Origin of the sequence: Listeria innocua, from assembly GCF_028596125.1 — a bacterium.
Taxonomy (GTDB): Bacteria; Bacillota; Bacilli; order Lactobacillales; family Listeriaceae; genus Listeria; species Listeria innocua.
On sequence record NZ_CP117229.1, the window covers coordinates 1,645,816 to 1,672,032 of the forward strand.

At 36.3% G+C, this 26,217-nt stretch carries 28 protein-coding genes; 9 read left to right on the forward strand and 19 right to left on the reverse strand.

Annotated features, from left to right (window positions below; translation table 11 throughout):
* The first annotated feature begins 115 nt into the window (after window positions 1-115).
* Together PQQ29_RS08765 and PQQ29_RS08770 are read left to right on the forward strand one after the other, a co-directional pair.
* A complete protein-coding gene (locus tag PQQ29_RS08765) occupies window positions 116-1,414 on the forward strand; it encodes a glutamate-1-semialdehyde 2,1-aminomutase (protein ID WP_187984147.1) in 1,299 nt (432 codons plus the stop codon).
* Window positions 1,415-1,519: 105 nt separating this feature from the next.
* Window positions 1,520-2,608 carry an aromatic acid exporter family protein gene (locus PQQ29_RS08770; RefSeq protein WP_003767254.1) on the forward strand — a complete coding sequence of 363 codons (1,089 nt, stop codon included), beginning with the start codon at window positions 1,520-1,522 and terminating at the stop codon, window positions 2,606-2,608.
* A 40-nt stretch (window positions 2,609-2,648) separates the two neighbouring features.
* Here PQQ29_RS08770 and ntdP read toward each other — a convergent pair whose 3' ends face one another.
* From ntdP to mutY, 3 genes are all read right to left on the reverse strand, one after another.
* Entirely contained in the window at window positions 2,649-3,176 is a 528-nt protein-coding gene (gene ntdP, locus PQQ29_RS08775; RefSeq protein WP_003719986.1) for a nucleoside tri-diphosphate phosphatase, read from the reverse strand.
* A 154-nt stretch (window positions 3,177-3,330) separates the two neighbouring features.
* A complete protein-coding gene (gene fabL / locus PQQ29_RS08780) occupies window positions 3,331-4,077 on the reverse strand; it encodes an enoyl-[acyl-carrier-protein] reductase FabL (RefSeq protein WP_003768955.1) in 747 nt (248 codons plus the stop codon).
* 3 nt (window positions 4,078-4,080) lie between these two features.
* Window positions 4,081-5,178, reverse strand: coding sequence for an A/G-specific adenine glycosylase (mutY, locus tag PQQ29_RS08785; RefSeq protein ID WP_003762607.1), 1,098 nt, complete (start codon window positions 5,176-5,178; stop codon window positions 4,081-4,083).
* Between the two features lie 199 nt (window positions 5,179-5,377).
* On the opposite strand from mutY, the gene PQQ29_RS08790 reads away from it, so the two are divergent.
* Window positions 5,378-6,358, forward strand: a complete 981-nt coding sequence (locus PQQ29_RS08790; protein ID WP_003762608.1) for a metal-dependent hydrolase — start codon at window positions 5,378-5,380, stop codon at window positions 6,356-6,358.
* A gap of 31 nt (window positions 6,359-6,389) precedes the next feature.
* Here the strand turns inward: PQQ29_RS08790 and PQQ29_RS08795 are convergent, their stop codons facing one another.
* From PQQ29_RS08795 to recX, 3 genes are read right to left on the reverse strand one after another with little or no spacing between them, the layout of a single operon-like run.
* On the reverse strand, window positions 6,390-6,851 hold the full coding sequence (locus PQQ29_RS08795; RefSeq protein ID WP_010990960.1) for a dCTP deaminase/dUTPase family protein: 462 nt from the start codon (window positions 6,849-6,851) through the stop codon (window positions 6,390-6,392).
* An 11-nt stretch (window positions 6,852-6,862) separates the two neighbouring features.
* Entirely contained in the window at window positions 6,863-7,096 is a 234-nt protein-coding gene (locus tag PQQ29_RS08800) for a YfhJ family protein (protein WP_003730568.1), read from the reverse strand.
* 1 nt (window position 7,097) lies between these two features.
* The gene (recX, locus tag PQQ29_RS08805) at window positions 7,098-7,907 is read right to left on the reverse strand and encodes a recombination regulator RecX (protein ID WP_010990961.1); all 810 of its coding nucleotides are present in this window, start codon (window positions 7,905-7,907) and stop codon (window positions 7,098-7,100) included.
* A gap of 97 nt (window positions 7,908-8,004) precedes the next feature.
* Here recX and PQQ29_RS08810 point away from each other — a divergent pair, with 97 nt between their 5' ends.
* Window positions 8,005-8,907 carry a TIGR01777 family oxidoreductase gene (locus PQQ29_RS08810; protein ID WP_187984148.1) on the forward strand — a complete coding sequence of 301 codons (903 nt, stop codon included), beginning with the start codon at window positions 8,005-8,007 and terminating at the stop codon, window positions 8,905-8,907.
* Window positions 8,908-8,924: 17 nt separating this feature from the next.
* On the opposite strand, the gene mprF is transcribed toward PQQ29_RS08810, so the two are convergent.
* Window positions 8,925-11,522, reverse strand: coding sequence for a bifunctional lysylphosphatidylglycerol flippase/synthetase MprF (gene mprF, locus PQQ29_RS08815; RefSeq protein ID WP_003768966.1), 2,598 nt, complete (start codon window positions 11,520-11,522; stop codon window positions 8,925-8,927).
* 25 nt (window positions 11,523-11,547) lie between these two features.
* A complete protein-coding gene (locus PQQ29_RS08820) occupies window positions 11,548-12,222 on the reverse strand; it encodes a VanZ family protein (protein WP_003762618.1) in 675 nt (224 codons plus the stop codon).
* Window positions 12,223-12,429: 207 nt separating this feature from the next.
* Here PQQ29_RS08820 and PQQ29_RS08825 point away from each other — a divergent pair, with 207 nt between their 5' ends.
* Window positions 12,430-13,395 (forward strand): cation diffusion facilitator family transporter, encoded by a 966-nt coding sequence (locus PQQ29_RS08825; RefSeq protein WP_003762620.1) that lies wholly within the window; start codon window positions 12,430-12,432, stop codon window positions 13,393-13,395.
* Between the two features lie 44 nt (window positions 13,396-13,439).
* Here PQQ29_RS08825 and PQQ29_RS08830 read toward each other — a convergent pair whose 3' ends face one another.
* Window positions 13,440-13,982 (reverse strand): GNAT family N-acetyltransferase, encoded by a 543-nt coding sequence (locus PQQ29_RS08830; RefSeq protein ID WP_010990963.1) that lies wholly within the window; start codon window positions 13,980-13,982, stop codon window positions 13,440-13,442.
* A gap of 190 nt (window positions 13,983-14,172) precedes the next feature.
* On the opposite strand from PQQ29_RS08830, the gene PQQ29_RS08835 reads away from it, so the two are divergent.
* Complete coding sequence (locus PQQ29_RS08835) at window positions 14,173-15,075, forward strand: methyl-accepting chemotaxis protein (protein WP_010990964.1); 903 nt, start codon at window positions 14,173-14,175, stop codon at window positions 15,073-15,075.
* A gap of 27 nt (window positions 15,076-15,102) precedes the next feature.
* Complete coding sequence (locus PQQ29_RS08840) at window positions 15,103-15,309, forward strand: hypothetical protein (RefSeq protein WP_003762628.1); 207 nt, start codon at window positions 15,103-15,105, stop codon at window positions 15,307-15,309.
* A gap of 34 nt (window positions 15,310-15,343) precedes the next feature.
* Here the strand turns inward: PQQ29_RS08840 and PQQ29_RS08845 are convergent, their stop codons facing one another.
* The 7 genes from PQQ29_RS08845 to PQQ29_RS08875 form a co-directional block, all read right to left on the reverse strand.
* Entirely contained in the window at window positions 15,344-15,697 is a 354-nt protein-coding gene (locus tag PQQ29_RS08845) for a hypothetical protein (RefSeq protein ID WP_003768972.1), read from the reverse strand.
* Window positions 15,698-15,717: 20 nt separating this feature from the next.
* On the reverse strand, window positions 15,718-16,119 hold the full coding sequence (gene fosX, locus PQQ29_RS08850) for a fosfomycin resistance hydrolase FosX (RefSeq protein WP_003762632.1): 402 nt from the start codon (window positions 16,117-16,119) through the stop codon (window positions 15,718-15,720).
* Window positions 16,120-16,189: 70 nt separating this feature from the next.
* Window positions 16,190-17,161 carry a serine hydrolase domain-containing protein gene (locus tag PQQ29_RS08855; protein WP_187984149.1) on the reverse strand — a complete coding sequence of 324 codons (972 nt, stop codon included), beginning with the start codon at window positions 17,159-17,161 and terminating at the stop codon, window positions 16,190-16,192.
* Window positions 17,162-19,468, reverse strand: coding sequence for an excinuclease ABC subunit UvrA (locus PQQ29_RS08860; RefSeq protein WP_187984150.1), 2,307 nt, complete (start codon window positions 19,466-19,468; stop codon window positions 17,162-17,164).
* A 16-nt stretch (window positions 19,469-19,484) separates the two neighbouring features.
* Complete coding sequence (locus tag PQQ29_RS08865) at window positions 19,485-20,390, reverse strand: AraC family transcriptional regulator (RefSeq protein ID WP_258210430.1); 906 nt, start codon at window positions 20,388-20,390, stop codon at window positions 19,485-19,487.
* A 266-nt stretch (window positions 20,391-20,656) separates the two neighbouring features.
* Window positions 20,657-22,030 carry a 23S rRNA (uracil(1939)-C(5))-methyltransferase RlmD gene (gene rlmD, locus PQQ29_RS08870; RefSeq protein ID WP_187984151.1) on the reverse strand — a complete coding sequence of 458 codons (1,374 nt, stop codon included), beginning with the start codon at window positions 22,028-22,030 and terminating at the stop codon, window positions 20,657-20,659.
* A 64-nt stretch (window positions 22,031-22,094) separates the two neighbouring features.
* Window positions 22,095-22,475 carry an OsmC family protein gene (locus PQQ29_RS08875; protein ID WP_070023968.1) on the reverse strand — a complete coding sequence of 127 codons (381 nt, stop codon included), beginning with the start codon at window positions 22,473-22,475 and terminating at the stop codon, window positions 22,095-22,097.
* A gap of 105 nt (window positions 22,476-22,580) precedes the next feature.
* Between PQQ29_RS08875 and PQQ29_RS08880 the strand changes: the two genes are divergently transcribed.
* Window positions 22,581-23,225 carry a deoxynucleoside kinase gene (locus PQQ29_RS08880; RefSeq protein ID WP_003762732.1) on the forward strand — a complete coding sequence of 215 codons (645 nt, stop codon included), beginning with the start codon at window positions 22,581-22,583 and terminating at the stop codon, window positions 23,223-23,225.
* 27 nt (window positions 23,226-23,252) lie between these two features.
* Here the strand turns inward: PQQ29_RS08880 and PQQ29_RS08885 are convergent, their stop codons facing one another.
* Window positions 23,253-24,122, reverse strand: a complete 870-nt coding sequence (locus tag PQQ29_RS08885; RefSeq protein WP_003762733.1) for a YihY/virulence factor BrkB family protein — start codon at window positions 24,120-24,122, stop codon at window positions 23,253-23,255.
* A 91-nt stretch (window positions 24,123-24,213) separates the two neighbouring features.
* Here PQQ29_RS08885 and PQQ29_RS08890 point away from each other — a divergent pair, with 91 nt between their 5' ends.
* A complete protein-coding gene (locus PQQ29_RS08890; RefSeq protein ID WP_003768985.1) occupies window positions 24,214-24,435 on the forward strand; it encodes a DUF1128 domain-containing protein in 222 nt (73 codons plus the stop codon).
* A gap of 19 nt (window positions 24,436-24,454) precedes the next feature.
* Here PQQ29_RS08890 and PQQ29_RS08895 read toward each other — a convergent pair whose 3' ends face one another.
* Window positions 24,455-25,261: an AAC(3) family N-acetyltransferase gene (locus PQQ29_RS08895; protein ID WP_003762737.1), complete on the reverse strand. Its 807-nt coding sequence runs from the start codon at window positions 25,259-25,261 to the stop codon at window positions 24,455-24,457.
* A 129-nt stretch (window positions 25,262-25,390) separates the two neighbouring features.
* Window positions 25,391-26,149, reverse strand: a complete 759-nt coding sequence (gene map, locus PQQ29_RS08900; protein ID WP_003767285.1) for a type I methionyl aminopeptidase — start codon at window positions 26,147-26,149, stop codon at window positions 25,391-25,393.
* Between the last annotated feature and the right edge of the window lie 68 nt (window positions 26,150-26,217).

The following is a 26,217-nucleotide window of genomic DNA, read 5'->3' on the forward strand; positions in this document are numbered from 1 at the left end:
ACTTTAATTTTATGCTTTTTTTCATTTATCAGCAATAATATTGTTTTTTCGATTGCGGCATCTCACTTTTTCGCATAGAATATAGAAGGTATTAAAATTTTGAGGAGATGACGAAATGGATCATTCAATGTCAAAAATACTGCATGATGAAGCACTTTTACATATAGTTGGCGGGGTTAATAGCCCATCTAGGTCAAATAAAGGAGTTGGCGGTGGTATTCCTGTAACAATGGAACGGGCTAATGGAGCTTATTTTTATGATGTAGATGGTAATAAGTATATTGATTACTTAGCTGCATTTGGACCAATTATTACTGGGCATGCGCATCCTCATATTACAGAAGCGATTACAAAAGCGGCGCAAAATGGCGTTTTGTACGGTACTCCTACGAAACACGAGATAACTTTTGCAAAAATGTTAAAAGAGGCCATTCCTTCTCTTGAAAAAGTTCGGTTTACAAACTCTGGAACGGAAGCGGTTATGACTACTATTCGTGTGGCTCGTGCTTATACTGGACGAGATAAAATTATTAAATTCGCCGGTTGTTATCACGGGCATTTTGATTTAGTGCTAGTGGAAGCTGGTTCTGGCCCTTCTACTCTCGGTATTCCAGATTCAGCTGGAGTAACAAGATCAACAGCGGAGGAAGTTATTACAGTTCCATTTAACGATCTTACATCTTTCAAAGAAGCATTAGCTGTTTGGGGAGATCAAGTTGCTGCTGTTTTAGTAGAACCAATCGTTGGGAATTTTGGAATGGTTGCTCCCGCGGAAGGTTTTTTAGAGGCCGTGAATGAACTTGCACATGAAAATGGCTCTTTAGTTATTTATGATGAAGTTATTACGGCGTTCCGTTTTATGTATGGTGGTGCTCAAAATTATTTAGGTGTTATTCCAGATTTGACTGCGATGGGTAAAATTATTGGTGGCGGTCTTCCGATTGGCGCTTACGGTGGTCGAGTAGATATTATGGAAAAAGTCGCTCCACTTGGTCCGGCATATCAAGCTGGAACTCATGCAGGTAATCCGGCCTCTATTCTTTCTGGTATTGCTTGTTTAGAAGTTTTACAAGAAGAAGGCCTTTATGATCGTTTTGAAAAATATGGTTCGATGTTAAAAGAAGGCATTGAAAAAGCAGCTATTAAACATGGTATCGCAGTTACAGTCAACCAAATTGTCGGAGCACTTACTGTTTACTTTACAGATGAGCCTGTGACTAATTATGCTGAAGCTGGGGCTACAAATGGAGATTTATTCGGTCGCTTCTTTAAGGGTATGCTAGAAGAAGGGATTAACTTGGCACCGTCAAAATATGAAGCTTGGTTCATTACTTCCGCGCATTCCGAGGCAGATATTTTAGAAACGATTCAAGCAGTTGATACTGTTTTTGGCAAATTGGTTCAAGGTAAATAGGTAATATTACTGTATAAACTTGAGAGAAACGTTATAATAGAAGAAGAATGAGCGGGAAAACTTAAAAATCCCGCTCAAATAGTCTATAGAAAGGAATAACCTTCCATGAAATTCGGAGCTAGAATTTTGAAAACAGGTATTGCAATCACATTGGCGCTTTTTATTGCCCAGCTTTGCAATTCACCATCTCCATCTCTGGCAGGCATTTCCGCCGTTTTTGCTATCCAGCCTTCTATTTATAGATCATATCGAACTATTTTAGAACGGGCACAAGGGAACGTTATTGGAGCCATCATTGCAATTATTTTCGGACTTTATATTGGTAATGATTTTATTTTAATTGGTGTTGCTTCGATAATCTGTGTGGCTTTATTAATGCAATTTCGTTTGGAGAATACGATTGGACTTGCTGTAGTTACCTTAATCATTGTCATGGACTCTCCTGGTAATGACTTTTTAGAAATTGCCCTCATTCGTTTTGGGACAATTATGTTAGGTTTACTTGCTGCATTTATCGTTAATCTGTTCTTTTTACCACCGAAATATGAAGTTTCTCTTTTCCAGTTGATTTACAATACTAATAGCGAGATTGTACGCTGGATTAAACTAAATCTTCGCCACGCCGCAGACTTCCCTCTTCTAAAAAAAGATATGGAATGGATGCAAAAACAGTTAAATCAAACGCGTAACTTATACGGATTATACCGAGAAGAGCGTACTTTCCTGAAGAAAAATGCTATTTCAAAAGGTCGGAAAATTGCTGTTTATAGGCAGATGTTGCTTTGCTCTCAAAAAGGTTTTGAACTGTTAAAAATCCAACACCGTTATGAAAATGATTATTTGCAACTACCGCCAGATAAACAAGAATTAATTAGACAACATATTGATTACTTAACAGATAAACATGAACAACTTTTACTAACCTATATTGACAAAGTTTCTATCGACCTTGAATATGTAGAGTCACATTTAGCACAAGATCCACAAGATTTAATGCAACTTTTCCTGCGTGAGATGGAAGAAACAGAAAAAGATGAATATGAAGACATGATGGATAAATATCATCTAATGCGTATTATCGCTTCTGTTTTTGCTTATCAAGAAACAATCGATTATTTAGAAAAACTAATTCACAGTTTTAAACTTCGGCATACAGAAGAAAATCAAATCGATATTAACGTTAATGAAGAATAAACAAAAAACGAGCTTGGAGATAAACTCCAAGCTCGTTTTTTTAACGATATTCTTTATACTTTTCATACCAAATGTCAATGTAATCAGGAGAAAATGGACCTTTTTTGTCCAAAATCCAGTGGCTTAGCACATCTACATTAGTTTTTAGTATCCGGTCAATTGAGTCTGGATACTTCATTTGGCGACGGTGTTGTTCATATTCGCCCTCATCAAGCAAATGAAACCTTCCATCTGGGAAAACCTTAATATCGAGGTCATAGTCAATGTACTTCAGCGCTTGTTCATCTACCGCAAAAGGTGTACCTAAATTACAGTAATGATAAATGCCATCTTCTCTAATCATCGAAATTACATTAAACCAGTAATCACTATGAAAATAACAAATTGATGGTTCGCGCGTTACCCATTTACGTCCGTCTGCTTCCACAACTAATGTGTGGTCGTTTCCACCGATAATAATATTCTCCGTAGATTTAAGCACCACTGTCTTTTTCCAAGTACGATGAAGTTTACCGTTATGTTTGTAGCTCTTGATCTGTATTATTTCTTTCTCTTTGGGTAAGTACATCCTTTATCCTACTTTCCTCATGTACTATCAAAATCATTATTATTATAACATAAGGCAAGACTGCAAAAAAACAATATTGTGCTGAAACGGAATAATTTCCTCAAAAAAGAACAATTTTTACGAAAAATAGCTAATTTTTATCCTTTTTACTTTACTATACTAAAAGTGTTCTACCACCATCTACTAAAATAGTTTGCCCGCGAATCATGTCTGCTTTTTCACTAGCAAGGAATAATACGGCATTGACTAAATCATTTGGTTCAATCATTCGACCTGCTGGAGTTTTACTTACGGCATCTTTTAATAACTCTTCACGGTTTGGAAAATGATTCAGTGCTTCCGTTTCGATTAAGCCACCTGAAACAGCATTTACGGCAATTCCAAAAGGCGCAAGTTCAACTGCTAAATAGCGAGTAAGTGACTCTACCGCTGCTTTTGATACGCCAACAGTTGTATAGTTTTCCAAATACCGAATCGAACCAATAGAGCTTAAACTGATGATTTTACCACTTTTTTGACGTTGCATTAATTTAGCTGCTTCTTGTCCCGCAAATAATAACGCCTTCGCATTGATATTCATTGTCCAGTCCCAGTGTGATTCTTCTAGTTCCATAATTGGTCTAAGCACACCACTTGCTGCATTATTAATAAAAACATCTAATCGACCAAATTCTTCGTCTACCGCTTTAAATAAAGCTCTCACTTTTTCTACGTCGCCAACATTTGCTTTAAAAATAGTGCATTTTCTTCCTAATTGTTCAATTTCTTGTTGTACTTCTTCTGCTTTTTTTCGATTTCTTGAAAAGTTTACTGCAATATCATAACCTTCTTTTGCAAGCGCAATGGCTATTTCTCTCCCAAGTCCTCTACTACTTCCTGTTACTAATGCTACTTTGTTCATTTATTACTCCCCCTTAAATTCTTTCCAAGCTTGCCACATTTTTTGATATGGTACTGGAAAAGCAAGCCGTTTCATTTCTTCTTCTGTTGCGAAATGCCAGTTTTCATTTGGAACTGCTGACCGAAGTCTCGCCACACGAATGTCCATTTTCCAAACTAAATGAGAAAAGATGTGTTTGATATGCGCAATTGGTTCCTCTTCTAGCGATACTTCTAAGCCATAATTATGTAAAAATTGTAGTTTTGCTACCTCATCATTTTCTTTTTTGGCGATTTCAATGGTTGGAAATTGCCACATATTCGCTAGTAAGCCATTTTCTGGTCGTTTCTCTATCGCTATTTTTCCATCGTCTGAAATTACAATAATACTTAGTAATTCTTTGGTTTTCGTTTTTGTTTTTTTGATTTTCACTGGGTAATTGGTTTCGACACCATTTTTATGCGCCTCGCAAAAAGGTTGCAAGGGGCAAAGCAGACACATTGGTTTTGTAGGTGTACAAACGAGCGCGCCAATTTCCATTAATCCTTGGTTAAAGGCTGCCGGATTTTCTTGGTCGATTAGTTGATACAATACTTCTTCAAAAATTTTCCGTGTGGATGCTTTCATAATATCTTCGCTAATTTCCAAAACTCGTGCAATAACACGCATCACATTTCCATCGACAGCTGGTTCTGCTTGATTATATGCAATACTTAGAATAGCTCCTGCCGTATATGGTCCGACACCTTTAAGTGATAAAATAGTGGTTAAATCACTTGGTACTTCTCCAGAAAAATCAGTCATTACTTGTTTCATCGCGGTTTGAAGATTTCTAACACGCGAGTAATAACCTAATCCTTCCCATGCTTTTAATATGTCTGCCTCATCTGCATTAACAAAACTTTCCATTGTCGGAAATTGAGTCATAAAGCGATTAAAATAAGGAATCACAGTATCGACTTTTGTTTGTTGAAGCATGATTTCTGAGACCCAAATTCTATAAGGTTCAGTATTTTCGCGCCAAGGTAAAATGCGTTTATTCGCTTCATACCAGGAAACGAGTGCTTCTTGAAAAGCAGTTATTTTTGTTTCATCCCATGTTAGTCTCTTCATTTTTCTCATTTTCCCCTCGTAATTCTAATAGATTTCTAATGTGTGATACTCCGGATGTGTAGTATAATGTAAACAGGGAATAAAATAGTATACCCATTCTTAAGCCGTTTTCTATTATACCGAAAGCTGGCTTAATTGAATAGTGTTGTGCTTTCTCAGGCAGCACCACTTGTATTTTTAAAGACCGATTTTAGAGGAGGCAAAGTCATTGGATACTGGCACACATGTAGTAATGGGAATTGCACTCGGAGCGTTAGCAACCGTAGACCCGGTAGTTGCCGGAAGTTCTCAAGCTGCCATTGGTATTATGACAGCAACAATTATTGGTTCACAGATTCCTGACATTGACACAGTATTAAAACTTAAAAATAACGCTGATTATATTAGAAATCATCGAGGAATCACGCATTCCTTGCCGATGCTTGCCATTTGGCCATTACTTATTTCATCCATTTTGTATTTAATTTTCCCAGCAGCCACGTTTATTCATTTATTATTATGGACGTTTATAGCGGTTGGGTTACACATTTTTGTTGATATTTTCAACGCATACGGGACGCAAGCTATTAGACCGTTTAAAGAGACATGGGTTGCTTTTGGATTTATCAATACTTTTGATTGGTTCATTTTCGGCTCTCATGTCGTTGCTATTGCGGTTTGGCTATTAGGTTCACCAGCAGTTCCTACGTTTGTCACGCTCTACATTATTTTGGCACTTTATTACGTGGCAAGATTTGTGACGCAGCGGATGATCAAACATGCGGTTCAAAACTTAATTCCCGATTCAGAAGAAATCATTATCGCGTCCACTATCCATTTCTTTCAGTGGCGTGTGGCGGTTACAACCAAAGATCATTACTACGTAGGTCGAGCTTTCAAACGAAATATCTCCATTTATGAAAAATTTGATCGGCTACCTGTTCCTGATAATGAAATCATTCGTTCTGCGAAAAAAGATAAAAACCTAGCTGCTTTCATCTCATTCTCCAAAGTGTACAATTGGCGCATTGAAGAAAAACTAGATGGCACCTATGTTACTTTTACTGATTTGCGTTATCGAAGTAATGGGCATTACCCATTCGTAGCAGTAGTTAAATTAGATGATGACTTGAAGATCATTTCATCTTACACTGGTTGGATTTTTTCAACTGAAAAATTATACAAAAAACTAGCACCTGTTAGTATTTAAAAAAAGACCCGGGATTCCGGGTCTTTTTTATTTATCTACCAGTACTTCCTACCCCACCAACGCGTGATTCGTTTGCAACGATGTCAGTATCTGCTACTAAGTATTTTTGGAAAACGCCTTGTGCAACACGTTCACCGGATTCAATTTCTACTGGGTCTGAAGAGAAATTTTTAATTGCAATTCCGATATTCCCGTCATTACCTGGGTTACTATAATAAGAAGAATCGATTATGCCAGTACCGTTACACAGCAATAAACCTTTTTTAATGCCGATAGAAGAACGCACGTGGATATTTAAAACTTCATCTTCTTGCATATAACTTTTAATGTCTGTCCAAAAAATATGTTTTTCTCCTGGTGCAATAGTTTTTGTTTCATTGGAGAAGAAATCATAGCCAGCTGAACCTTTGTCGCCGCGTATTGGTAGCGATATGGTTTGTTCTGGAAATTTTCTACTTGCTTCATTAACTACTTCAAATCCTCTTACTTTCACTTTGTTCACTCCTATTTGTTTGGGTCTTTTCGTTCTACTTGATGTAAAAAGCTACCGTGACGCTCGATTTGTTGGCGAACATAATCCGCTGCGTACTCAGGGCCACGGTATGGGTAACCTGCTTTTGCATAGGAACTTTCGAAATCTGACCAAAGCATTTCAATCCACCACAAGGCTTGCTCTTTATCTAAATGCGGATTTTTAGCCATCAATTCCGCCGTTAGTTCATCTAAATACGTATACAATTCACTCTTCCTCCTCGAAACTGATTTCATTTTCAGTTAGGTATGATTGAATTGTATCATAAGAAAAACCTTTCTGCATTAGCGATGTGATCGTTTTTTGCTTGGCGATGCTTGGTTTATAGCGTTTATTTTTACGAATTGTTTTTTCAACTTGTTTTTGTAAAATGTCTGCTTCATCCGCCACATCTAACTCACTTGTAGCTTCAATTGCAGCCATTTTCGCTACTTCGCTAGAATAGCCTTTCTGAATTAAATCAGTGATAATTTTTTGTTGTAGCATTTTCTTTGCACTTTTGTTGTTTCGTTTCATGATTTTCATCGCTTGTTTGGTGGCATTTTCGAGCTGAATATCACTTGCATATTCTTCCATTACTTGACTAATAATTTCTCTTGTTAAACCTTTTTCAACTAACTCACGCTCAATTGTTCGCGGTCCTTTTAGTGTTGTTTTGATTTGTGTTTTTGTGTATAGTTCGGCAAATTCGACATCGTTAATATAATCCATATCAGCTAATTTTTTTAAAATCTCATCTACTGCGAAAGGTTCCATTTCTTGCTTTCTTAAATAATCGCGAATTTCTTTTTCCGAACGGACGCGATGTGATAAGAAATTGATTGCTTTATTAAGACCTTTCCGGACCATATCTGCTTGTTTTATTTCTTCTATATCAGCCTCAGTTAACGTTTTTCCTTTCATTAGTTGGTAGCGGGCTAAAACTTCTTCATCCACACTAAAATTATATTTTTCATCAATAAAAATGTTATAGCGTTCTTTGTTTTTTTGTTGGACACTTATGGACGTGATTTTCATAATCCGCCTCCTTCTCTTATCTATCATACCGCAAAAATTGGTTTTAATACTACTAAAAAGGGAATAAATTAGTTAGGACTATAAAGAGGTGATAAAATTGCATATCTTACTTACAGGCGCAACAGGTTTTATTGGTGATCATTTAGTACATGAATTAGAAAAATCAGATCACGAGCTTTTCATCTTAACAAGACAAAAGCTAAAAAACCGCGCAAATGTACATTATATTGAATGGTTAAATGATGATAAGTTACCTAATTTAGAAGATTTACCAGTAGATGTTTGTATTAATTTGGCAGGTGCTGGTTTGATGGATGAAAAATGGACATATGATAGGAAGAAAGTGATTGTAAATAGCCGCATCGAAGCTACTTCAGCACTCTTATCGATTGTTTCAAAAATGAAATCCAAACCTAAATCGTGGATTAATGCAAGTGCAATTGGAGCTTATACTTCCTCCAAATCAACTATTTATCTAGACACGGAAGAAAATGCTTATGCAGATAACTTCTTAGGAAAAACAGTTTATGAATGGGAAAAGACAGCTAGTGCAGCAAGTGATTTAGGTATTCGAGTAGTTTACGCTCGTTTTGGGCTTGTACTTGGGACTGGCGGCGGTTCATTTCCTGTTTTTGAAAAGTTATTCCAAACATATACGGGCGGGAAATTCGGCAGTGGTCGACAATGGTATTCTTGGATTCATGTCGATGATGTTGTAGCGGCAATGTTGTTTATTTTTAATCATGAACAGATTAATGGGGTAGTTAATTTTACCGCGCCTCACCCTGTTCAAGAAAAGAAATTTGCCGAGCGACTCGGTAAAGCAATGCATAAACCTTATAAAACTCCAGTACCGAAGAAAATCATTAAATTCATTCTCGGTGAACGAGCAATGACCATTTTGGATAGTCAGAGGGCTTATCCAGAAAAATTAATGAGTAATCATTTTGAATTTCGATTCGAAACGTTGCAAGAAGCTTTAGATGACTTAATTGATTAGAAAAACCAGATTCTGATTTACTCAGAATCTGGTTTTTCTATTTCTTCATTTAGCGGGAAGTCGAGCACTACTTGATTATTTGCAAGTGGTCGTTTTTTCCCTACGAGAATCATTAGCTGTAACATTGTAAACGCAATGGAGCTTCGTTTTCTAAAAGCTACAAATTTTTGTTCCCATTCTGTTACATATTTAGATTTGAAATTTCGTAAACCTTTAAATCCATAGAAACCTTGACTATAACGGTACACAAGCCCTGCCAATCGTTCACCTAGAAACGCATACTTACTTTCACCAACGTTTGCTAGTGGTGCCATGCCTGCATTGAATGTTTGGAATCCGTCTTCTTTCGCTTTTTCAAATAAATTGATGAAGAGAAAATCCATAATGCCTGATGGAGCTTCTTTTGAGTATCGCATTAAATCAATCGAAGTCATTTCATCAGTATACGACGGCATCATAGAAGCAAAACCAACTACGGTTCCGTCTGCATTTTTGGCAAGAGCTATATCTGCTTGTTCTAAATAATACGTATCAAAGAAGCCAAGAGAAAAGCCTTTTTCTTCCCTGCCATCAAGCCATTCATCTGAAACAGCTCGCAAGGTCTTCCACATCTCATTGTTAAAAGGCGGCTGAATGATTTCAAACGTGTAACCTTCGCGATCTAATTTGTTCATTAGCGCTCGTTCGCCTTTTTTCTTCTTACCGCTCATAGTAAAGTTTTGAACATCTACAAAACCTTCCTCGCCAAGCTTAATGAAGTCAAAGCCGTGATCATGCAGATAAGGGATCATTGTGCCGCGGACTTCATAGAACACAGGACGATAACCAAATCGGTCTGCATTTGTCATGACTTCTTCAATAGCGTCTTCCATTTTTTCCATATTTCCAGTTGGTTCTCCCATAATTACCATCTTGTCAGCAATAATTCGGTAAGAGAAAAGTACTTCACCGTTTGCCGCCCAAAATAGTAGTTTATCGCGTAAGAACATGGTATGGCTGACTTCATTTCCGCCCCATTTCGCTAAATGTTCACGTACTTTGACCGCTTCAAATGGCGAGCCGAGTTTTTCTTTAGTAGTAGATAGGTAGATATAAATAATAACTAAACTAACAACCGCAATAAAGACACCGACAAATCCGACTAACCATAAATGTTCAGATGCAATGCGTAGATAGTCAGGAATTTCTTTGGAATGCTTGATGTTTGGTGAATTATAAATACCGATAACAATATAACCAGCTAAACATACGATAAAAATGATACTATCAATGATTACTTTACTCCAAGTATACACTAGTTTTTCCCGGTAAAATTCATTTCTAGCAAGGAATAAACATAGTAAAACGATTCCTAGGAAAATCGCTTGTTTCATCGAAAATACGCGAGCAAGCGTGTTGAAAATAGCGCAACCTAGTACGATGACTGTTATAATGTAAGCTTTCTTTGTCTTACATTCAATCCCCCTTGCAAGTCCGAGTAGTAAGAATCCAAAAGCAACAATTGTAATTTGCGATGTAAACAAGAAGTTAAACGGCATGATTTTGTATAAGAATGGTACATGGTAAATCGCATTTGGAACTGCGGAAGATAAAATCAGTAATAGCCCCGATCCATATACGAAAAACACTAAAAATCGATGTGCCACTTTTTGTAAAAATAGTAGTGGTAATCCTTCTAAAAAATCGTTTAGTCGTTTTCCTGCTTTTTGAACAAAGAAAAGTAGACCGACAATGAACGGGATAATATAGTAGAAAATCCGATAAAATAGCATCCAAGCAAGTGCCAATTCCTGAGAAACACCGAGTTGGCTAAGTCCAAGAATCATTACTACATCAAAAGTTCCTACGCCCCCTGGAACCATCGAAGCAATACCGATGACAGAAGCGATAACAAACAATGGAAATACCTTGAAAATATCAACTGGTTCTCCCATTAAAACACCAATAATTGCAAAACAGCCAAATGCAAAGCCCCACTCTAAAAGGGAAGCAACAATTAACGTTAATTCTCTCTTAATTGGCAAGTCCACGAATAACGATTTACTTTTCCATTTTGTAATCGTGAATAAAATCGGAAAGTAAAGACCGCCAGCTAGAAGCCATGGCCAGTAATTAACGAAATGATCAGCAAAACCTGGAATAAGTAATGTTGTTAATGATACTAAACAGTAAATCGATAATCCCGATACTAGGAATAAAGCAATTTTTGAGATTGCTAGTAAAATTTCTTTATGGGAGGCATTTTTTCCGTAGAAACTTGCTCTTAAACTTGCGCCTAATACCCCGCCAAATCCACCAATATTGGTGAATGTATTCGTAATCCAACCAGATGCAACCACATGAATTGGCGAAAACTTTCCTGGTAAAAGTTTTACAATAACATAATCATACAAAAGCATTGGTGTCACAGCAATTAAGCCGACAATGAACATAATAAATATCTGTTCTGGGCTTTGAGAAGTGATATTTGCCTTTAATGATGGGTAATCAATCCCTGTCGCAATATTGACAATCTCAAATATGACGAACCCCATTACAAAGGTAATAAAAACTATTTTTACGATCATACTATTTCTTTGGAACCAAGCATAGGCTTGCATTAACTTTTCTTTCATAACTAAGTCTCCTTAACGATTACATTCATCTTCTTTTATTTATACGTTTTCTAACTGGTGGGATTGCATATGCAAGTAAGACACCAATTAAACCGCTTAACGTATTTAAAATAATATCATCTACATCTGTAGAGCGGTTTGGTGGAAGTGAGATACTTTCAAATCCTGTAATCATCGTTGTTTGAGCAAATTGTAGCAATTCAATACCACAAGAAGTAAGGAAAATAACAAGTATAGTTTTTCCTGCTGTACTAGTGATTTTAAAGTAAAGTAGAAAGAAAGACAGCGGACATAATAATAAAACATTCCCGATTATTTGAATAATTGTTGGCATCGTTGGTAATGTTTGTTGGAATGTGTTTTCTATTGTTGTAAAAGGTATTAAATTAATCATTTCTTTTTGAATGTGGAAATTCCCTGTATACGTGCTGTTTACAAAGTCACCAATCGAAATATAGGCTACTAGATGTAAGAGCACAAATATATATAAAATAAATACACAAAACCAGATGAAATCAATCCAGTTTTTTAATTTAGCCAGTTTTGTTAAAATTAATGTTGTTAATAAAAGTATACAACTATTAGTAATCGTATTAATTAAATCAGCGTTATTCCCAAATTGTAGTGCAAGTGAAACCCCATATAAGAGATATAATACTGGCAGTAACAATACAAAAAAACGGCATTTTTGGACTTGCATTCTCGTATCCCAACGCCTTCCGTTTCAAAATCAGCTTTCAGACTCTCTGAATAAGCACCTAGTACCAGTTTAGCAGATATAAATTTGAAAAGAAAGCTTGTTTATACTTACATTTTTGCAAGCTTCTAGAAAGCTTCTTAGTTCCTATTTTCTTTTTGAGTGAAAAAATGCTACAATTTCTTAATGATATTCGTGGAGGAGACTAGGATGAAAGAATTATTAGGGTTATTAAAAGAAGGCAATAAATCAGCTTTAACAGCAGCTCTTGTTAATACGATTGTTTCAATTATAAAAGGTGTCACTTATTTTTTCACAGGGAACATTGCGATGTTTGCTGAAACGCTACATAGCCTTGGTGACGCAGCTAACCAGTTTTTCGTATTTATAGGTTCTGCTTTAAGTAAGAAACGGCCGACGAAACGTTTTCCGCATGGTTTTGGCCGGATGGTTAACTTAGTACTTCTTGGCGCGGTAATTGTTGTTGGTATTATGGCATTTGAGACAATTCGAGAAGGTTTCGCGCACATCATCGATCCGACAAGTTCAACCGGTTTTCTTATTAATCTCGTGGTACTTTTACTTTGTACTATTTTAGAGTTTTCCGTTCTTGTAAAAGCGATGCACGAAATTGCTCATGATGTTGGTTTAGAATCAAAAGGTCTTAGCTTATTTAAAGATAGTATTTTAAATCTTGGTAAGGCAAAAGCAGCGACTAAACTAGTATTCTTGGAAGATTCGGTGGCAACTGGTGGCGGCTTGCTTGCAATGATTGCGGTCATTATTTCCCACTACACTCCTTTTCATCAAGCGGAAGGTATTGCATCGATGTTAATTGGAGTTATGATGTTTATTGTTGTCGGAAAAGTATTTTTAGATAATGCTGCTGGGGTGATTGGAGAATCGGATCAAAGCATGCATTTAACTGTTGGTCAATTAGTAATGAGTGATCCAGATGTGCGTGATATACAAGTGCTTACCGTGTTAAAAGAAGGCGATGTGTTTCACGTTGATGTCGAGGTCGAACTTGATCCGATGCTTACACTTGCGGAAGTAGATGATATTAAAGACCGTTTAGAAGAAAATATTGGTAAACTTCGCGGAGTTGCTGATGTGTTAATTTCTTTTGATGAAGACGATGCTATTCGTAACTGGGAATACGGCGACGGACGTTAAAAGAAGAAAAAGCCAAGTGCGCAAATTGCGCCACTTGGCTTTTTTTAGTCTCCAGGATTTATAATGGCTAGTACTTGATGATCTTCCCACGTTCCATTAATGCGCACATTTTGAACCGCTAGCCCTTCTAAATGAAATCCAGCATTTAAAAGAACTTGCTTAGATCGCTCGTTTTTTGGCATAACACCCGCTTCAATACGATGAAGTCCAAGAATATCAAATCCAAAATCTACTATTAACTGTACTGCTTCGGTAGCATATCCATTTCCGTTATGAGTCTTATCCAAAAAATAACCGATAAATGCGGATTGTAACGATTCACGCAAAATACTAAATAAATTAATTGTACCAATAAGTTCATCAGTATCTTTCAAGAAAATTCCATAATAATACTCTACATCACTTGCAGCAAAATCTTCTAATCGTAAAATAAGCGCTTGTTGCTCTTCTATCGTATAAAAGCGCTCATCTCGCTCCATCGAATAGCTCGCAAAAAAAGACTTATTCGCCAAATGAAAAGCTAGTTTTTGATTCGCATCGGTTATTTGAAAAGGTCTTAAGTAAATCCGTTCCCCCGTAATTCGCATCCCTATCCCTCCCGTATTTTTCTAAATTATAAGATTGTTCTAACAGGATTGCAAGTAACTCTACTAAGCTAAATTTTTTTATTATACCCATTTTATAAAAAAATAAACCTTCTAATACGAATATAAGTGTGTTATTATGTTGATGTTGGTTATTTTCATATTATTTTTCTAAAAAATGGAGGTTTTTTTAATGAATGTTAATGCGGAAACAGAAGACGCAACTCTCCTTCTCGATGGTTTACTTCAAAACGTAGCAATAATTCGTTTTGATACTAATAAAAAAGTAACTTACGCTAATGCACTTTTCGCGGAAGCTATGGGGTATACAGAAGAAGAAATGTTGCAATTATCGCACCCTGACTTATGCTTTCCAGACTTTGTACAAACTGCGAGCTACAAAGAAATGTGGACAAATCTACTAGCTGGACAAAAATTTCAAAATAAAATTGAACGAAAAAACGCTCGTGGCGAACGTGTTTGGTTCGAAGCGACTTATATCCCTATTATTCGCGAAGAAACAGTAGTCGGAGTTGCAAAAATAGCAACTGATATTACGAGAAGAGAAGAAACTGTCCATGATTTTGCCTCTGGTTTAAAAAGCATGGCTACAAATTTAAAAGAACATTCCAGTGTTGGAAAAACGCGCAGTGAAGCTCTCCTTGAACTCGTGAAATCAATCACGAAAGAATCAAATGAAAATACCGATACCCTTCACGATTTGCAAACAGAAGCACAAAATATTCACGGCATTATTAATACAATTAACGGAATTGCTTCTCAGACCAATTTACTTGCCTTAAATGCAGCAATTGAAGCAGCACGTGCTGGTGATGCTGGGCGTGGATTTAGTGTTGTAGCTGAAGAAGTTCGTAAACTTTCAAGTCGTGTAGAAGAAGCAATTAAAGAAGTAGAAAAAAGTGTCAACGGTATCACCCAAGAAATTAATACTATCTCAAGTGGTACAGAACGTGTCGAAGCAAAAGTCGAGGAAAGCCAAGAAGTCCTTATTTTATCTTTAGAAGATTTTAGCCAAATTGAATCTGCCTCTACTGCCTTGGATCAAAATGCCGGTGCTTTCACAAAAATGATTTAACCGACTGAAAAAAGGAGCGAAGAAGTCTTGAAACTAATTGGAAAACATCCTTCTGGTCGTGCCATTATTATTCGCTTGAACAATCAAGAGTACCACTACGAAACTGCAAATAGTTTTGGAAGCGCGACTTCATTAACACGAGCAAAAACAGAAGCAAGAGCTGATAGTTTTACATCAAATGAAATGGATCAAGGTTTACATATCGGTAATTGGCACTGGAAAGAACTTGGATGAAAGAGAATCCCACCTAACAATAGGTGGGATGTTTTTATTTATTCAAATCTTGTTCAAGTTGATTTTTAAAGTTGGTTGCTACGTCAAACACGGTAACAAATTGGAAATCGCTCATGTTGTAATGGACGACAAACTCGTTATCACGATGGCGGACCATTATGGATGAGCGGACTTTATCACCGATTGCATCGCCAGCTTGTGTTCCACTATAGAAAACCCAGTGCGCGGCTTCGATTGGATTTGCTGTTTTTTCGGCAAGATCGCTTTGAATTAGCTGTTTTATTGTGGTACTTAATTCAGGTTCAAACTCATTTTCGATATAACCGTACCAAATAGTTCGGTAGTATTTGTTTTCAAATTCATTCGTTTCATCAAATAGTTTTTTCATAGTAATTCCTCCTGTGTTTGCTATTTATGATACCTTTTTAAGCGTTCTTCTAATGTCCCGGCGTGTAATTCAAACAGGTGATTATCATAGTCATAAAAATAAACGGATCGTCCTTCGCCTTTTACTCTAGAGCGCTCTGGTTTTATTTCCATGCCGAGTGATTTAATTCGCTCGATATATTCATCCATTTCCTCTGCTTGAATTTGAAAAGCAATATGGTTGTAAGTGCGTTCTTGTAAAGATTCACCTTCCATAATGCAGATCCACAGTCCCGCGATTAGAAAAAACTTTTCTTTGGAGAGCGAAAATGTGTCATCGCCACTAGAATAGATTTCTTCTGCATCAAAAATTTCTTCTAAGAATGTGGTTGTTTTATTCAAATCTTTCACAATTAAAGTGATATGACTTAATCCTGAAATCATGTACTCACCCGCCCTCTTGTTTTCTTTGCAGTACTTTTCCTACCTAACGACCTATTTCTCCTTTCACTGGCTATAGTATTGATAGTATCTTATCAATTAATTCTTGTCTATCTGCGGGTTTCGAAATGATAGTTGAAGCAATTGCAATTACTATCCGTTTATTTTTATTTATATAAATAATATTTCCACCTGAACCCACTGCCATATATTCGTCTTTATTATCTCTAACCCACCAGAGGTATCCATAATATCCGTAACTATTTTTTACTTGGCGGGTAGAATCTTCTAGCCATTCTTTACTAATAATTTGCTTTCCATTGAAATATCCTTCCTGGAGGCATAGTTGTCCAAGTTTTGACATTTCATTTAAAGTTAGTGTTAGCCCCCAACCACCCGCATTATTTCCTAAAGGGTCAGAAACCCAACCTTTCATTTTCCTCCCAAAGACATGATCTATATCAAATTTCATCGGGAAATTAGGAACTGTTTCAATCGATAATGGTTCAAAAAGGTGTTTATTTGCAAATTCGCGCGCACTCATTTTTGTTGCTTTTGTAAGAATTGCTGATAACAAATGGGCACCGCTTGTAGAATATTTAAAAGTTCCAATTCTCCCGCCTGACCCCATTATTTTAAGCGCATACTCCACCCAATCATTCTGCCGACAAAGTCTTGTTAAAGGTTCTCGCATATTTGGAAAAGGAAATGGAGCCGTCATTGTTAAAAGGTTTTTAATAGTTATCTGATTCCTTAAAACATTGTTATCAGTAAATTTATATTCAGGAAAAAAATCTATCACTTTTTCGTTTACACTTCGAATATAACCTTTATCGATCGCAATTCCAATTAATAAGGATATGACGCTTTTAGTTATGGAAGCAACGTTAAATTTATCATTTTTAGTTTTACGACCATAATAGGTTTCTAGTACGTGATTTTCATTTTGAAAAATAGATAGTCCTTTAATATTTGAGTACTTCTTCTTTACTAATTCATCAATTATTAAAATTTTTTCTGGAGGCAACATAGGCGTGTTATTCACTTATAAATACCTCCCTGTAATAGATACATTATTTTCGCTTAAGTCGATTGGAGTTCCTTGTGCAATAACTTCTCCGCCCTTGTCTCCACTACCTTCGCCAAGCTCTATAATCCAGTCACAGCATTTTAATATATCGAGATCATGTTCAATAACAATTACTGAATTACCACTTGTAACTAACTCATTTAGTAAATAAAGCAATTTTGAAATGTCATATTGACTTAAGCCCGCTGACGGTTCATCTAACACATAAAGGGTATCTTTTTTTCTTGTTTTTCCAATTTCTTTTGCTAATTTGATTCTCTGAGCCTCACCACCACTAAGAGTTGAGGTAGGTTGACCTAATTTCACATAATCCATCCCTATTTTTTTTAGGATATTTAATACGGATAGGTCAATCGTTGAACTTTCCAAAAATGAGATAGCCTCATCTACGCTCATTTCTAGAACATCATTAATATTTTTTTGCTTGTACAAAACTTGCAGGGTTTTAGAATTAAATCGTGTCCCATTACATTCTGGACAAGTTTTACTAAATTGAATGTCGTAGCCAATCGAAATATCTTCAACCCCACTACCTTTACAAGATAGGCATGCGCCATTTGAGTTAAAAGAAAAATCGCCTGCTTTTAATCCTTCTTTAACTGCTTGAGGTTGTTTTGCAAATAATTCTCTTATCTTATCCCATAAACCTATATAAGTGACCGGGTTTGAATTTGCTTTGCGTCCAATTGGAGCTTGTGATATTTCAATTATCTTTTGTATTTTATCCATTCCTTTGATATTTGGATTACTGAAATCGCTGTTCTTTAATTGTTCTTTGCAGAGTGGTACTAATGTTTTAGATATTAATGTACTTTTTCCACTCCCAGAAACTCCAGCAATTCCAACAAGTCTGTTAATCGGAATTTCAATTGAAATGTTTTTTAAATTGTTTCGATTTGCATTACTAATGCTTAGTGTATCTTTTGTTTCCTGCTTATTTTTTTTGAAACTTTTTGTCATATCATAATCTAGAAATTTTGAAGTAAGCGAATGGTGATTATTCAGAAACTCTGAATAGGATCCTTGATAAACTATTTCACCGCCTAAATCTCCAGCATTTGTTCCAACATCAATAATATGATCAGCAGCTTTTATTATTTTTTTATCATGAGAAACAATAAGTACAGTGTTTCCATGGGCTTTGATTGATTGAAGTGACTCGATAATCTCTTGTTTTTCTGATTCGTGTAGTCCGCTAGTAGGTTCGTCAAACACGTAGATGAGTGAATCTAGTTTTGATTCTAAGTGGTCATATAAAAAAATTCGTTGTAGTTCGCCTCCACTTAAGGTCGGAATCTCTCGATACATCGTTAAATGTCCTAGTTTAATATGGATGAGTGAATTTAAAGTTGTAATAAGCGAACGAGATAACTCTGTCCCAAAAGCTGACAATTTATTCATCTCTATATAATTATCAAGGAATTCTTTTACTTTTATTAACGACATGCTGGCAATTTCACCCAAGTGTAGATTAGCAATTTTCATCATTCTAGCTTCATCACAAATGCGGTAGCCATTACAGGATTCACAGATTTCTTGTGAATAAAATCTCTGAACATCTTCATTACGTAAATACCGATTGTGTAATACTCGTTCAACGCAATAACTTGTTTTCCCAGAGTAATTATCTACTACACCATAAATTAGTTCATTTTGAATCTCGATGGGACAATTCGAAAAAGGTTCATGAAAATAAGCAGTATATTTTCTCTGTAGTAAATTAAGGTAACCTTTTGTTGAACCAATTTGTTGAAATACTTGTTCGACCGTCACTGTTTTAGATGAAATAATATTTTCCATATGAATATGAAATTGTTTACCAGTTCCAGCGCAGTCAAAACACATCCCATTTGGCGAAAGATAGGAAAAAATATCAGGATTTATATCATCATTAGCTAACGAAAAACTTTCACTATCTTGGTACGAACCTTCATTTGCGAATAATAGACTAAATTTGTTTAAAAGTCCTGTTTTAGATCCAACAGTAGAGCGCGGATTACTTTGTCTGATGAGGTTTTGCTTTACTGCTACAGTGGGACTTAACCCGGTAATATTTGTATAATAGTCTGTTCCAAAATCTAAAGCCATTCCTATTGATTGAAGATACTTTTTTCTATCTTCTTCAAAAATCAAATCGAATGCTAGACTTGATTTTCCTGAACCACTGATTCCAGTAATTACAATAAATTTATTTTTAGGGATTTCTATACTTATATTTTTCAGGTTATTAATATATGCGTTTTCAATTTGAATATAGTCCATGCTTTCCCCCTACTAATTAGTTTATTGGTTCAATAGGAATATAGATATCCACAATATGTTTTTGAAGTGGGTCTTCCAGTGGATTGTTTAAATATACCTCAAATGGAAATGAGTTTGCTGGCAGATAACCACTAGAAGGAAGCCACTTTCCGTAAACAAAATCCCAAGCATCCGGATACTCTTTTTGACGTATTTCAAAATGGATGACGCCGTATAACCCAGAAGGTATCTCCATAAGCCCGATTTCCTCTCTGTCTAACTGCTTAACATTTTGTTTAATAATAATACAACTACTAGCTCTCTGATTATCAGCTGTTGTTATATCGGGATGGCTATGGTAAATCGTCAATGGAAAAGAGGAATCTTTATCAAGTAAATCATGCTCCATGCCATATTGAAAGAGTTCACTCAAAGGGTTGGTGAGTTCTAATTCCTTGTAAGAACCTACTATTCTCTTATAGATGACAGGTATATTCTGTAGCGTAGTAATGGTTACTTTGCCTTGAATATTATATTGTTTTTCATCTACAGGCTTATTATAGCGGGAAGTAAGAAAATTCTCTTTGCAATTGTTGCTATTTTGTTTTCTAATTTCTATAGGAGACACATCAAAATATTTCTTGAATGCCCTAGAAAAAACAGAAGAATCGCTGAAGCCAAGTTCATATGCTACATCTGTTATTGTTAAATCCTTTCGATTCATTAGTAAGCCAAGAGCCCATTCCATTTTTATTCGTGTTGTATATTGAAATATCGACTCATTTGTTAACGCTTTAAAAATTCTATGAAAGTGGTATTTGGATAATCCAGCAATTTTTGCTAATTGTTCGGATGTGAAATTCTCTGCTGGATGAGCTTCAATATAATCTTGTAAGGCGAAAATATGTTTCCAATATTCGTTTTCATATTTGCTCGTTGTCACAACATAACACTCCTTTTTATGAAGCCATAACTTCATTATAGGGTATTTTAAAAACATATGAAACAACAATTATTGAGGCTTTCTGTAGTTAGATTTAATGCTCGCTTTCTTTTATAAATTAGGTGTAAAAAAAAGACGCTCCTTTTACAGAAGCGTCTTTATCATGTAAATTAATAGTTACATTAATTGAGGTGACGGTCATTTTAAATTGAATTTTATTTTCAACGATTGTTAATTGGATAAACTAAAAATTTAAGTTACCCGGTTTAGCGTCGTTGTAGTAATGTTACTGTCTCGACATGAGCTGTTTGCGGGAACATATCAACGGGTTGCATATAGCGAATTTGATATTTCTTCGCTAGCAAGGCTAAATCACGAGCAAGCGTAGACGGGTTACATGATACGTAAACAAGTTGTTTTGCTTCTACTTGTAACAGCGATTTAATTAAACCTTGGTCACAGCCACTTCTTGGTGGGTCAACGATGACTGCATCCGGGCGGAAACCTTCTTTCACCCATTTAGGCAATACGTCTTCTGCTTTTCCTACTTCATAATAAACGTTTTCGATGCCATTTTTCTCCGCATTTCGTTTGGCGTCTTCAATGGATTCTGGAATAATATCCATACCTCGAACTTCTTTAACTTTGCCGGCAAATGCTTGGCCGATTGTTCCAACACCGCAATAAGCATCTACTAATGTTTCACTGCCTGTTAGTACGAGCGCTTTCTCAACTTCTTGGTAGAGCCGCTCTGTTTGGAACGGGTTTAATTGGAAAAAGGCACGCGCTGATAAATCGAATTCGAGTTCCATTAATTTTTCTTCAATGCTTTCTTTTCCTGCTAAAAGGAACGTTTCGTCACCAAAAATAAGTGAGGATTTTGCTTGGTTGACGTTTTGCATAATCGAAGTGACTTCTGGAAGAGCTGCTTCGATTTCTGCTAGCATTTCGCGTTTTTTAGGTAACTTTTTACTATTTGTAATGAAGACGAGTTGTGTTTCACCGGTTTTCACGCCTGTACGGACGACGATTGTTCGGACGATGCCACTGCCTGCTTTTTCATCATAAATCGGCACGCCGTATTTTTCGAGTAAATCACGGACAAAATTCGTTACTTTAATGGTAACGGGTTGTTGGACGATACAATCTTCAATCGGAACAAGTTGGTGAGAATTGGCTCCGAAAAGTCCTGTTTCAACTTGACCACTGCCTACCATTCTTGTTTGGAATTGGCTTTTATTGCGGTAACGCCATGGGTCTTCCATTCCGATTGTTGGACGGATTTTTAATTTTGTTGGATCGATTTTTGTATGTTTTTCGATTGATTGAATAACAATATCTCTTTTTAATTCAAGTTGGGCGCTATAGGCCACATGTTGCAGCTGGCAACCACCACACGCCTCGTAAACTGGGCAAGGTGCGGTAACTCGGTTTGGAGATTTTTTACGGATTTTATTTAATTTTGCTTCGGTGAAACGATCGCGAACTTTGACCGCTTCGACAACTACTTCTTCACCGGTAATTGCGCCAGGTACAAATACAACTGCTTTTTTAAAGTAGCCGATTCCTTCCCCGTTGATTCCCATGCGTCGAATAGTTAGCGGGAATTTTTGTCCTTCTTCTACAGGATTTTGATTCATTATTTTCCTCCATCATTCCAAGTCTTCATTAATACTAACAAAAAAACAGCCACTTGTCAGTAGTTTATGGCATGATTTCAAGACTTTCATCGACAATAATACTTTTTTCGACAGAACGAACCATCGAACAGTATTTTGGGGTTAATTTTAGCGCTTTTTCAAGTGGATTAGGATCCAAATCAGCACCAGTTATTTTAAAATGAAGATGAATCGCGCTAATCCGGTTTTCTTCTTCAGGAATACGTTCCATTGTTGCATCTACCCATAAATCAGTAAAATCCACTCGTTTTTTCCTTAAAATGTTACGAAAAACAATGGCGCTACAACTGGCAATAGACATCAACATCAAATCTGCTGGTGAATAATCGGTCATTTTATCATCAATTAAAAAATCTCCTGTGTCAAACCCATTTTCGGTATAAACTAGCTTTAATGGTTTTGTCATCATTATCCCTCATTTCTTCTCTTTTATCGTACAAAAAATCTCCTTATTAAGCAAATTAGTAGTATAATGAACAGATAGTCGACCAAAAAGGAGGCTACTCGTGTTATGGAAGGAGTAGGAAATAAAGTGATTGTTTTAGCAGGAATGATTGGCGCTGGGAAAAGTAGTTATACAGAGCTAATTGCAAATGAACTTGGAACAAAGGCATTTTATGAAAGCATTAAGGATAATCGCATCCTTGAAATGTTTTATGATGACCCAAAAAGATGGGCTTTTGCCTTACAAATATATTTTTTAAATACCCGTTTTCGCAGTATTAAAGCTGCATTAACGGATCAAAATAATGTGCTTGATCGAAGCATTTATGAGGATGCGCTTTTTACGCAAATTAATTTTGAAGAAGGTAATATTTCGGAACCTGAGATGGATACATATCTTGATTTGCTTGATAATATGATGGAAGAACTTGCATATATGCCAAAAAAAGCGCCGGATTTATTGATTTATTTGCGCGGAAGTTTAGATACTGTTTTAAGTAGAATTTCCTTGCGTGGCCGTCCTTATGAGCAAACCTTTGATAATCCTGGCTTACTTGATTACTATAAGCATCTCCACAGTCGCTACGATAGCTGGTTTGAGTCTTATGATAAAAGTGATACACTCGTTATTAATATTGATGAAGTTGATATTAATAAACCAAGCGACGCGAAATACGTCATGCAACTCATTCATGAAAAATTAAAACGCTAAAACTGCTCACTGCAGTTTTAGCGTTTTTTAATTGATTTCGCCTAGTTCTTTTTTCTTTTTACGGATTGCAAGTGTTGCATTTAGCTCTCCGCCGATCATTAAAATAATACCAGTTAAGTAAAACCACAACATTAAAATAATAATCACACCGATACTACCATATGTTGCGGAATAATTGCCGAAGTTATTTACGTAATACGCAAATCCAACTGAAGCTATTGTCCAGCCAATGGTTGAAAAAAGAGCTCCAGGGAGAACACTAATTAACGTACTACGTCTATTTGGCGCCACCCAATATAAAAAGGTAAAGACGACAAAAATAACGACGAGCGTAACAGTCCAACGAAGATTATTCCAAAAACTAAGAAAGTCTTCCGAGAAATTCAAATGGTTAATTAAAAACATTCCAATTTGTTGTCCAAATACGAGTAATAGCAAAGTTGCCCCCACCGTTGCAAGCATTGCTAAAGTGAAAAACATCGATAATAATCGTTGTACGACATAATTCCGTTTATTCGTAACTCCATATGCTTTATTGAGCGATTTCATTACGGCATTCATACCATTAGATGCCGACCATAAAGTCGCGATAATCCCGATAGAAAGTAATCCGCCATTTTTCTGCGTTAGTAAGGTATTTAAATTTTCTTCTAAAAAGTCCATAATCTGATCTGGTGCAAATTCTTTTATCATATTAAAAACCGAATCTTTATCAATATGAAGATAAGCGAGCAAAGTGGCCGCGATTAGAAGCATTGGGAAAATCGAAAACAGCATATAATAAGCTAACTGTGCTGCATTCCCAGAAACATCATTTCGCCCTACTCGTGCGCTTACTGTTTGGCCCACTTGGACAATTCCGTTATGTTTAATATATTTTACTACTTTTTTCCACACTGATAAGGCCCCCTTTTTTATAGTCATTCATCTGGAAGTTTTTCTTCTATTATGGTAAAATTTTGTCTATTAGCTTGAAAGGAGCAAAAAGATGAATCTTGAAACCCCTTCACAGGAAAACTTAGATTTTATGTTAGCAGAAATTACTACTAAACTAAAAATGGTGAATGTTGGCGTTTTTGAAAATCTCGAGCTTGACTCTGTTGATTATAACGCACTTACTGATATTTATCAGCTAATTAAACGCAAATCAAATTTTAGCCCACGCGAAATGCAATTATTTGCAGAAGAGTTGCGTCGGATTAGAAAATAAAACAAATTCCAGCCACTATTTAGTGGTTTTTTGTTTGGAAATAATCGGTCCCAAAATCTACTAAATCACGCATATCATAGATTTTAGTTGGCGCTCCTATAATCGTCGTTGGGTGAAAATCACGTTCTTTCTCATATGTACGACCTAACGCGATAAACGCTTCACTGTTATAATCAATTTCCTGATACTTCTCCCAAACAATCTCACCTTGTTTCAAAAATGCAGCTTGATTTTCGATAAGCGGAAATACATTTGACCTCTCTTCTGCTAAATGAAGAGAAGTATTATTATTGTTATCCACTCCAAACAAAATGATTTTAGCCGAAAGTTGATATAACTTACCAAGCGGTGAATCATCCCCTAAACTTTTCGAAAGAGGCTGGTGAGCAAGTATTTCTTCTTTATCTTTCCCCCATGCACAAAACGAATGATATGGATGAAAACTGCGCGCCACATCCGGCATAGCTCGGAATGTTTCCGCAATGACGCCCATACTGCGAGTTGGTGTTACTAATGGATCAAAGGGTGGCGTTTCTGCTCGGATTATTTTCCACCAGCTTTCTGGAACAGGAGGATTTTCCCACTTTGCCGGATCGCTCAATTGTCCAGTTTGCGCTGGCATGACGATATTTCCATTAATGCCAACTGTCTCTTGAAGTGCATAAATCACCGCCACCGGTCCCCCGCAAATCCAGTGTGCTTTTGACATGGAGGCATGAAAAATAACCGTATCACCTTCTTTAATACCCGCTTTTTTCAGGTCTGACACGATTTTTTGTTTTGTTGCTGGTTTTTTCGTTCGCCAGATGGCCATTTTTTCTCCCAATTGCTCTGTCACCACCTCTAAAAAATAAAGCCAGATGCCTAGAAAAAAACGTCAAAGTAAAACAGATGTAATAACTACATGTGTTTTTACTCGAATTCTGTTCTAAATGCATCTGGCTAACTAGTTTAATTAATCGTTTTCGCCTTGATACGTTAAAATTTCTGGGCCATCTTTTGTAATAGCAAAAGTGTGTTCATATTGAGCTGATAAAGATCCATCAACGGTTCTTGCAGTCCAGCCGTTATCGTCCATTTTAGCTTTCCAAGCGCCCATGTTTACCATTGGTTCGACGGTAATAACCATACCTTCTTTTAAGCGTAGTCCTTTTCCAGCTTTACCATAATGCGGAATATCTGGTTTTTCATGTAAAGTAGGTCCAACACCGTGGCCGATAAACTCACGTACAACAGCAAGATTTTCAGACTCTACGTATGTTTGGATAGCGTGACCAATGTCGCCTACTCGTGCTCCTACTTGTGCTTGTTCAATCCCAAGATAAAGTGCTTTATGCGTTACATCCATTAAATGCTTCACTTCATCAGAAACTTCACCTACTGCATAAGTCCAAGCTGAATCAGCAAGCGCACCGTGATAGTTCACGACCATATCTACTGTAATAATATCGCCTTGATTTAACTTCTGTTTGCGCGGAAAACCATGACAAATTTCATCATTGATACTTGCACAAATGGCATATTCGTAGCCTTCAAACCCTTTTTGTTCTGGAGTTGCGCCATTTTTACGTAAAAATTCATCTGTAAATACTTCTAAATCCCAGCTAGTAATACCAGGTTTAATGATTTTTTTTAGTTCTTTATGCGTATCGGCAAGGATTTTCCCCGCTGCTTTCATCTCATCAATTTCACGTCTTGATTTGAGTGTAATCATTCTTTTCATTCCCTTCTAAAATTTCCACTATTTACTATTATAGCTCGAAAACCGTTAGAAATAAAGTA

What these genes read in the sequence shown, in the direction of transcription:
- PQQ29_RS08880 (WP_003762732.1), top strand. Translation starts at nt 22,581, where the DNA reads ATGGAAGGAGTAGGAAATAAAGTGATTGTTTTAGCAGGAATGATTGGC.
- PQQ29_RS08860 (WP_187984150.1), bottom strand. Translation starts at nt 19,468, where the DNA reads ATGGACTATATTCAAATTGAAAACGCATATATTAATAACCTGAAAAAT.
- map (WP_003767285.1), bottom strand. Translation starts at nt 26,149, where the DNA reads ATGATTACACTCAAATCAAGACGTGAAATTGATGAGATGAAAGCAGCG.
- PQQ29_RS08890 (WP_003768985.1), top strand. Translation starts at nt 24,214, where the DNA reads ATGAATCTTGAAACCCCTTCACAGGAAAACTTAGATTTTATGTTAGCA.
- PQQ29_RS08825 (WP_003762620.1), top strand. Translation starts at nt 12,430, where the DNA reads ATGAAAGAATTATTAGGGTTATTAAAAGAAGGCAATAAATCAGCTTTA.
- PQQ29_RS08820 (WP_003762618.1), bottom strand. Translation starts at nt 12,222, where the DNA reads ATGCAAGTCCAAAAATGCCGTTTTTTTGTATTGTTACTGCCAGTATTA.
- fabL (WP_003768955.1), bottom strand. Translation starts at nt 4,077, where the DNA reads ATGAACAAAGTAGCATTAGTAACAGGAAGTAGTAGAGGACTTGGGAGA.
- PQQ29_RS08765 (WP_187984147.1), top strand. Translation starts at nt 116, where the DNA reads ATGGATCATTCAATGTCAAAAATACTGCATGATGAAGCACTTTTACAT.
- recX (WP_010990961.1), bottom strand. Translation starts at nt 7,907, where the DNA reads ATGAAAATCACGTCCATAAGTGTCCAACAAAAAAACAAAGAACGCTAT.
- mutY (WP_003762607.1), bottom strand. Translation starts at nt 5,178, where the DNA reads ATGAGAAAAATGAAGAGACTAACATGGGATGAAACAAAAATAACTGCT.
- PQQ29_RS08830 (WP_010990963.1), bottom strand. Translation starts at nt 13,982, where the DNA reads ATGCGAATTACGGGGGAACGGATTTACTTAAGACCTTTTCAAATAACC.
- rlmD (WP_187984151.1), bottom strand. Translation starts at nt 22,030, where the DNA reads ATGAATCAAAATCCTGTAGAAGAAGGACAAAAATTCCCGCTAACTATT.
- PQQ29_RS08845 (WP_003768972.1), bottom strand. Translation starts at nt 15,697, where the DNA reads ATGAAAAAACTATTTGATGAAACGAATGAATTTGAAAACAAATACTAC.
- PQQ29_RS08875 (WP_070023968.1), bottom strand. Translation starts at nt 22,475, where the DNA reads ATGACAAAACCATTAAAGCTAGTTTATACCGAAAATGGGTTTGACACA.
- PQQ29_RS08770 (WP_003767254.1), top strand. Translation starts at nt 1,520, where the DNA reads ATGAAATTCGGAGCTAGAATTTTGAAAACAGGTATTGCAATCACATTG.
- PQQ29_RS08835 (WP_010990964.1), top strand. Translation starts at nt 14,173, where the DNA reads ATGAATGTTAATGCGGAAACAGAAGACGCAACTCTCCTTCTCGATGGT.
- mprF (WP_003768966.1), bottom strand. Translation starts at nt 11,522, where the DNA reads ATGAAAGAAAAGTTAATGCAAGCCTATGCTTGGTTCCAAAGAAATAGT.
- ntdP (WP_003719986.1), bottom strand. Translation starts at nt 3,176, where the DNA reads ATGTACTTACCCAAAGAGAAAGAAATAATACAGATCAAGAGCTACAAA.
- fosX (WP_003762632.1), bottom strand. Translation starts at nt 16,119, where the DNA reads ATGATTTCAGGATTAAGTCATATCACTTTAATTGTGAAAGATTTGAAT.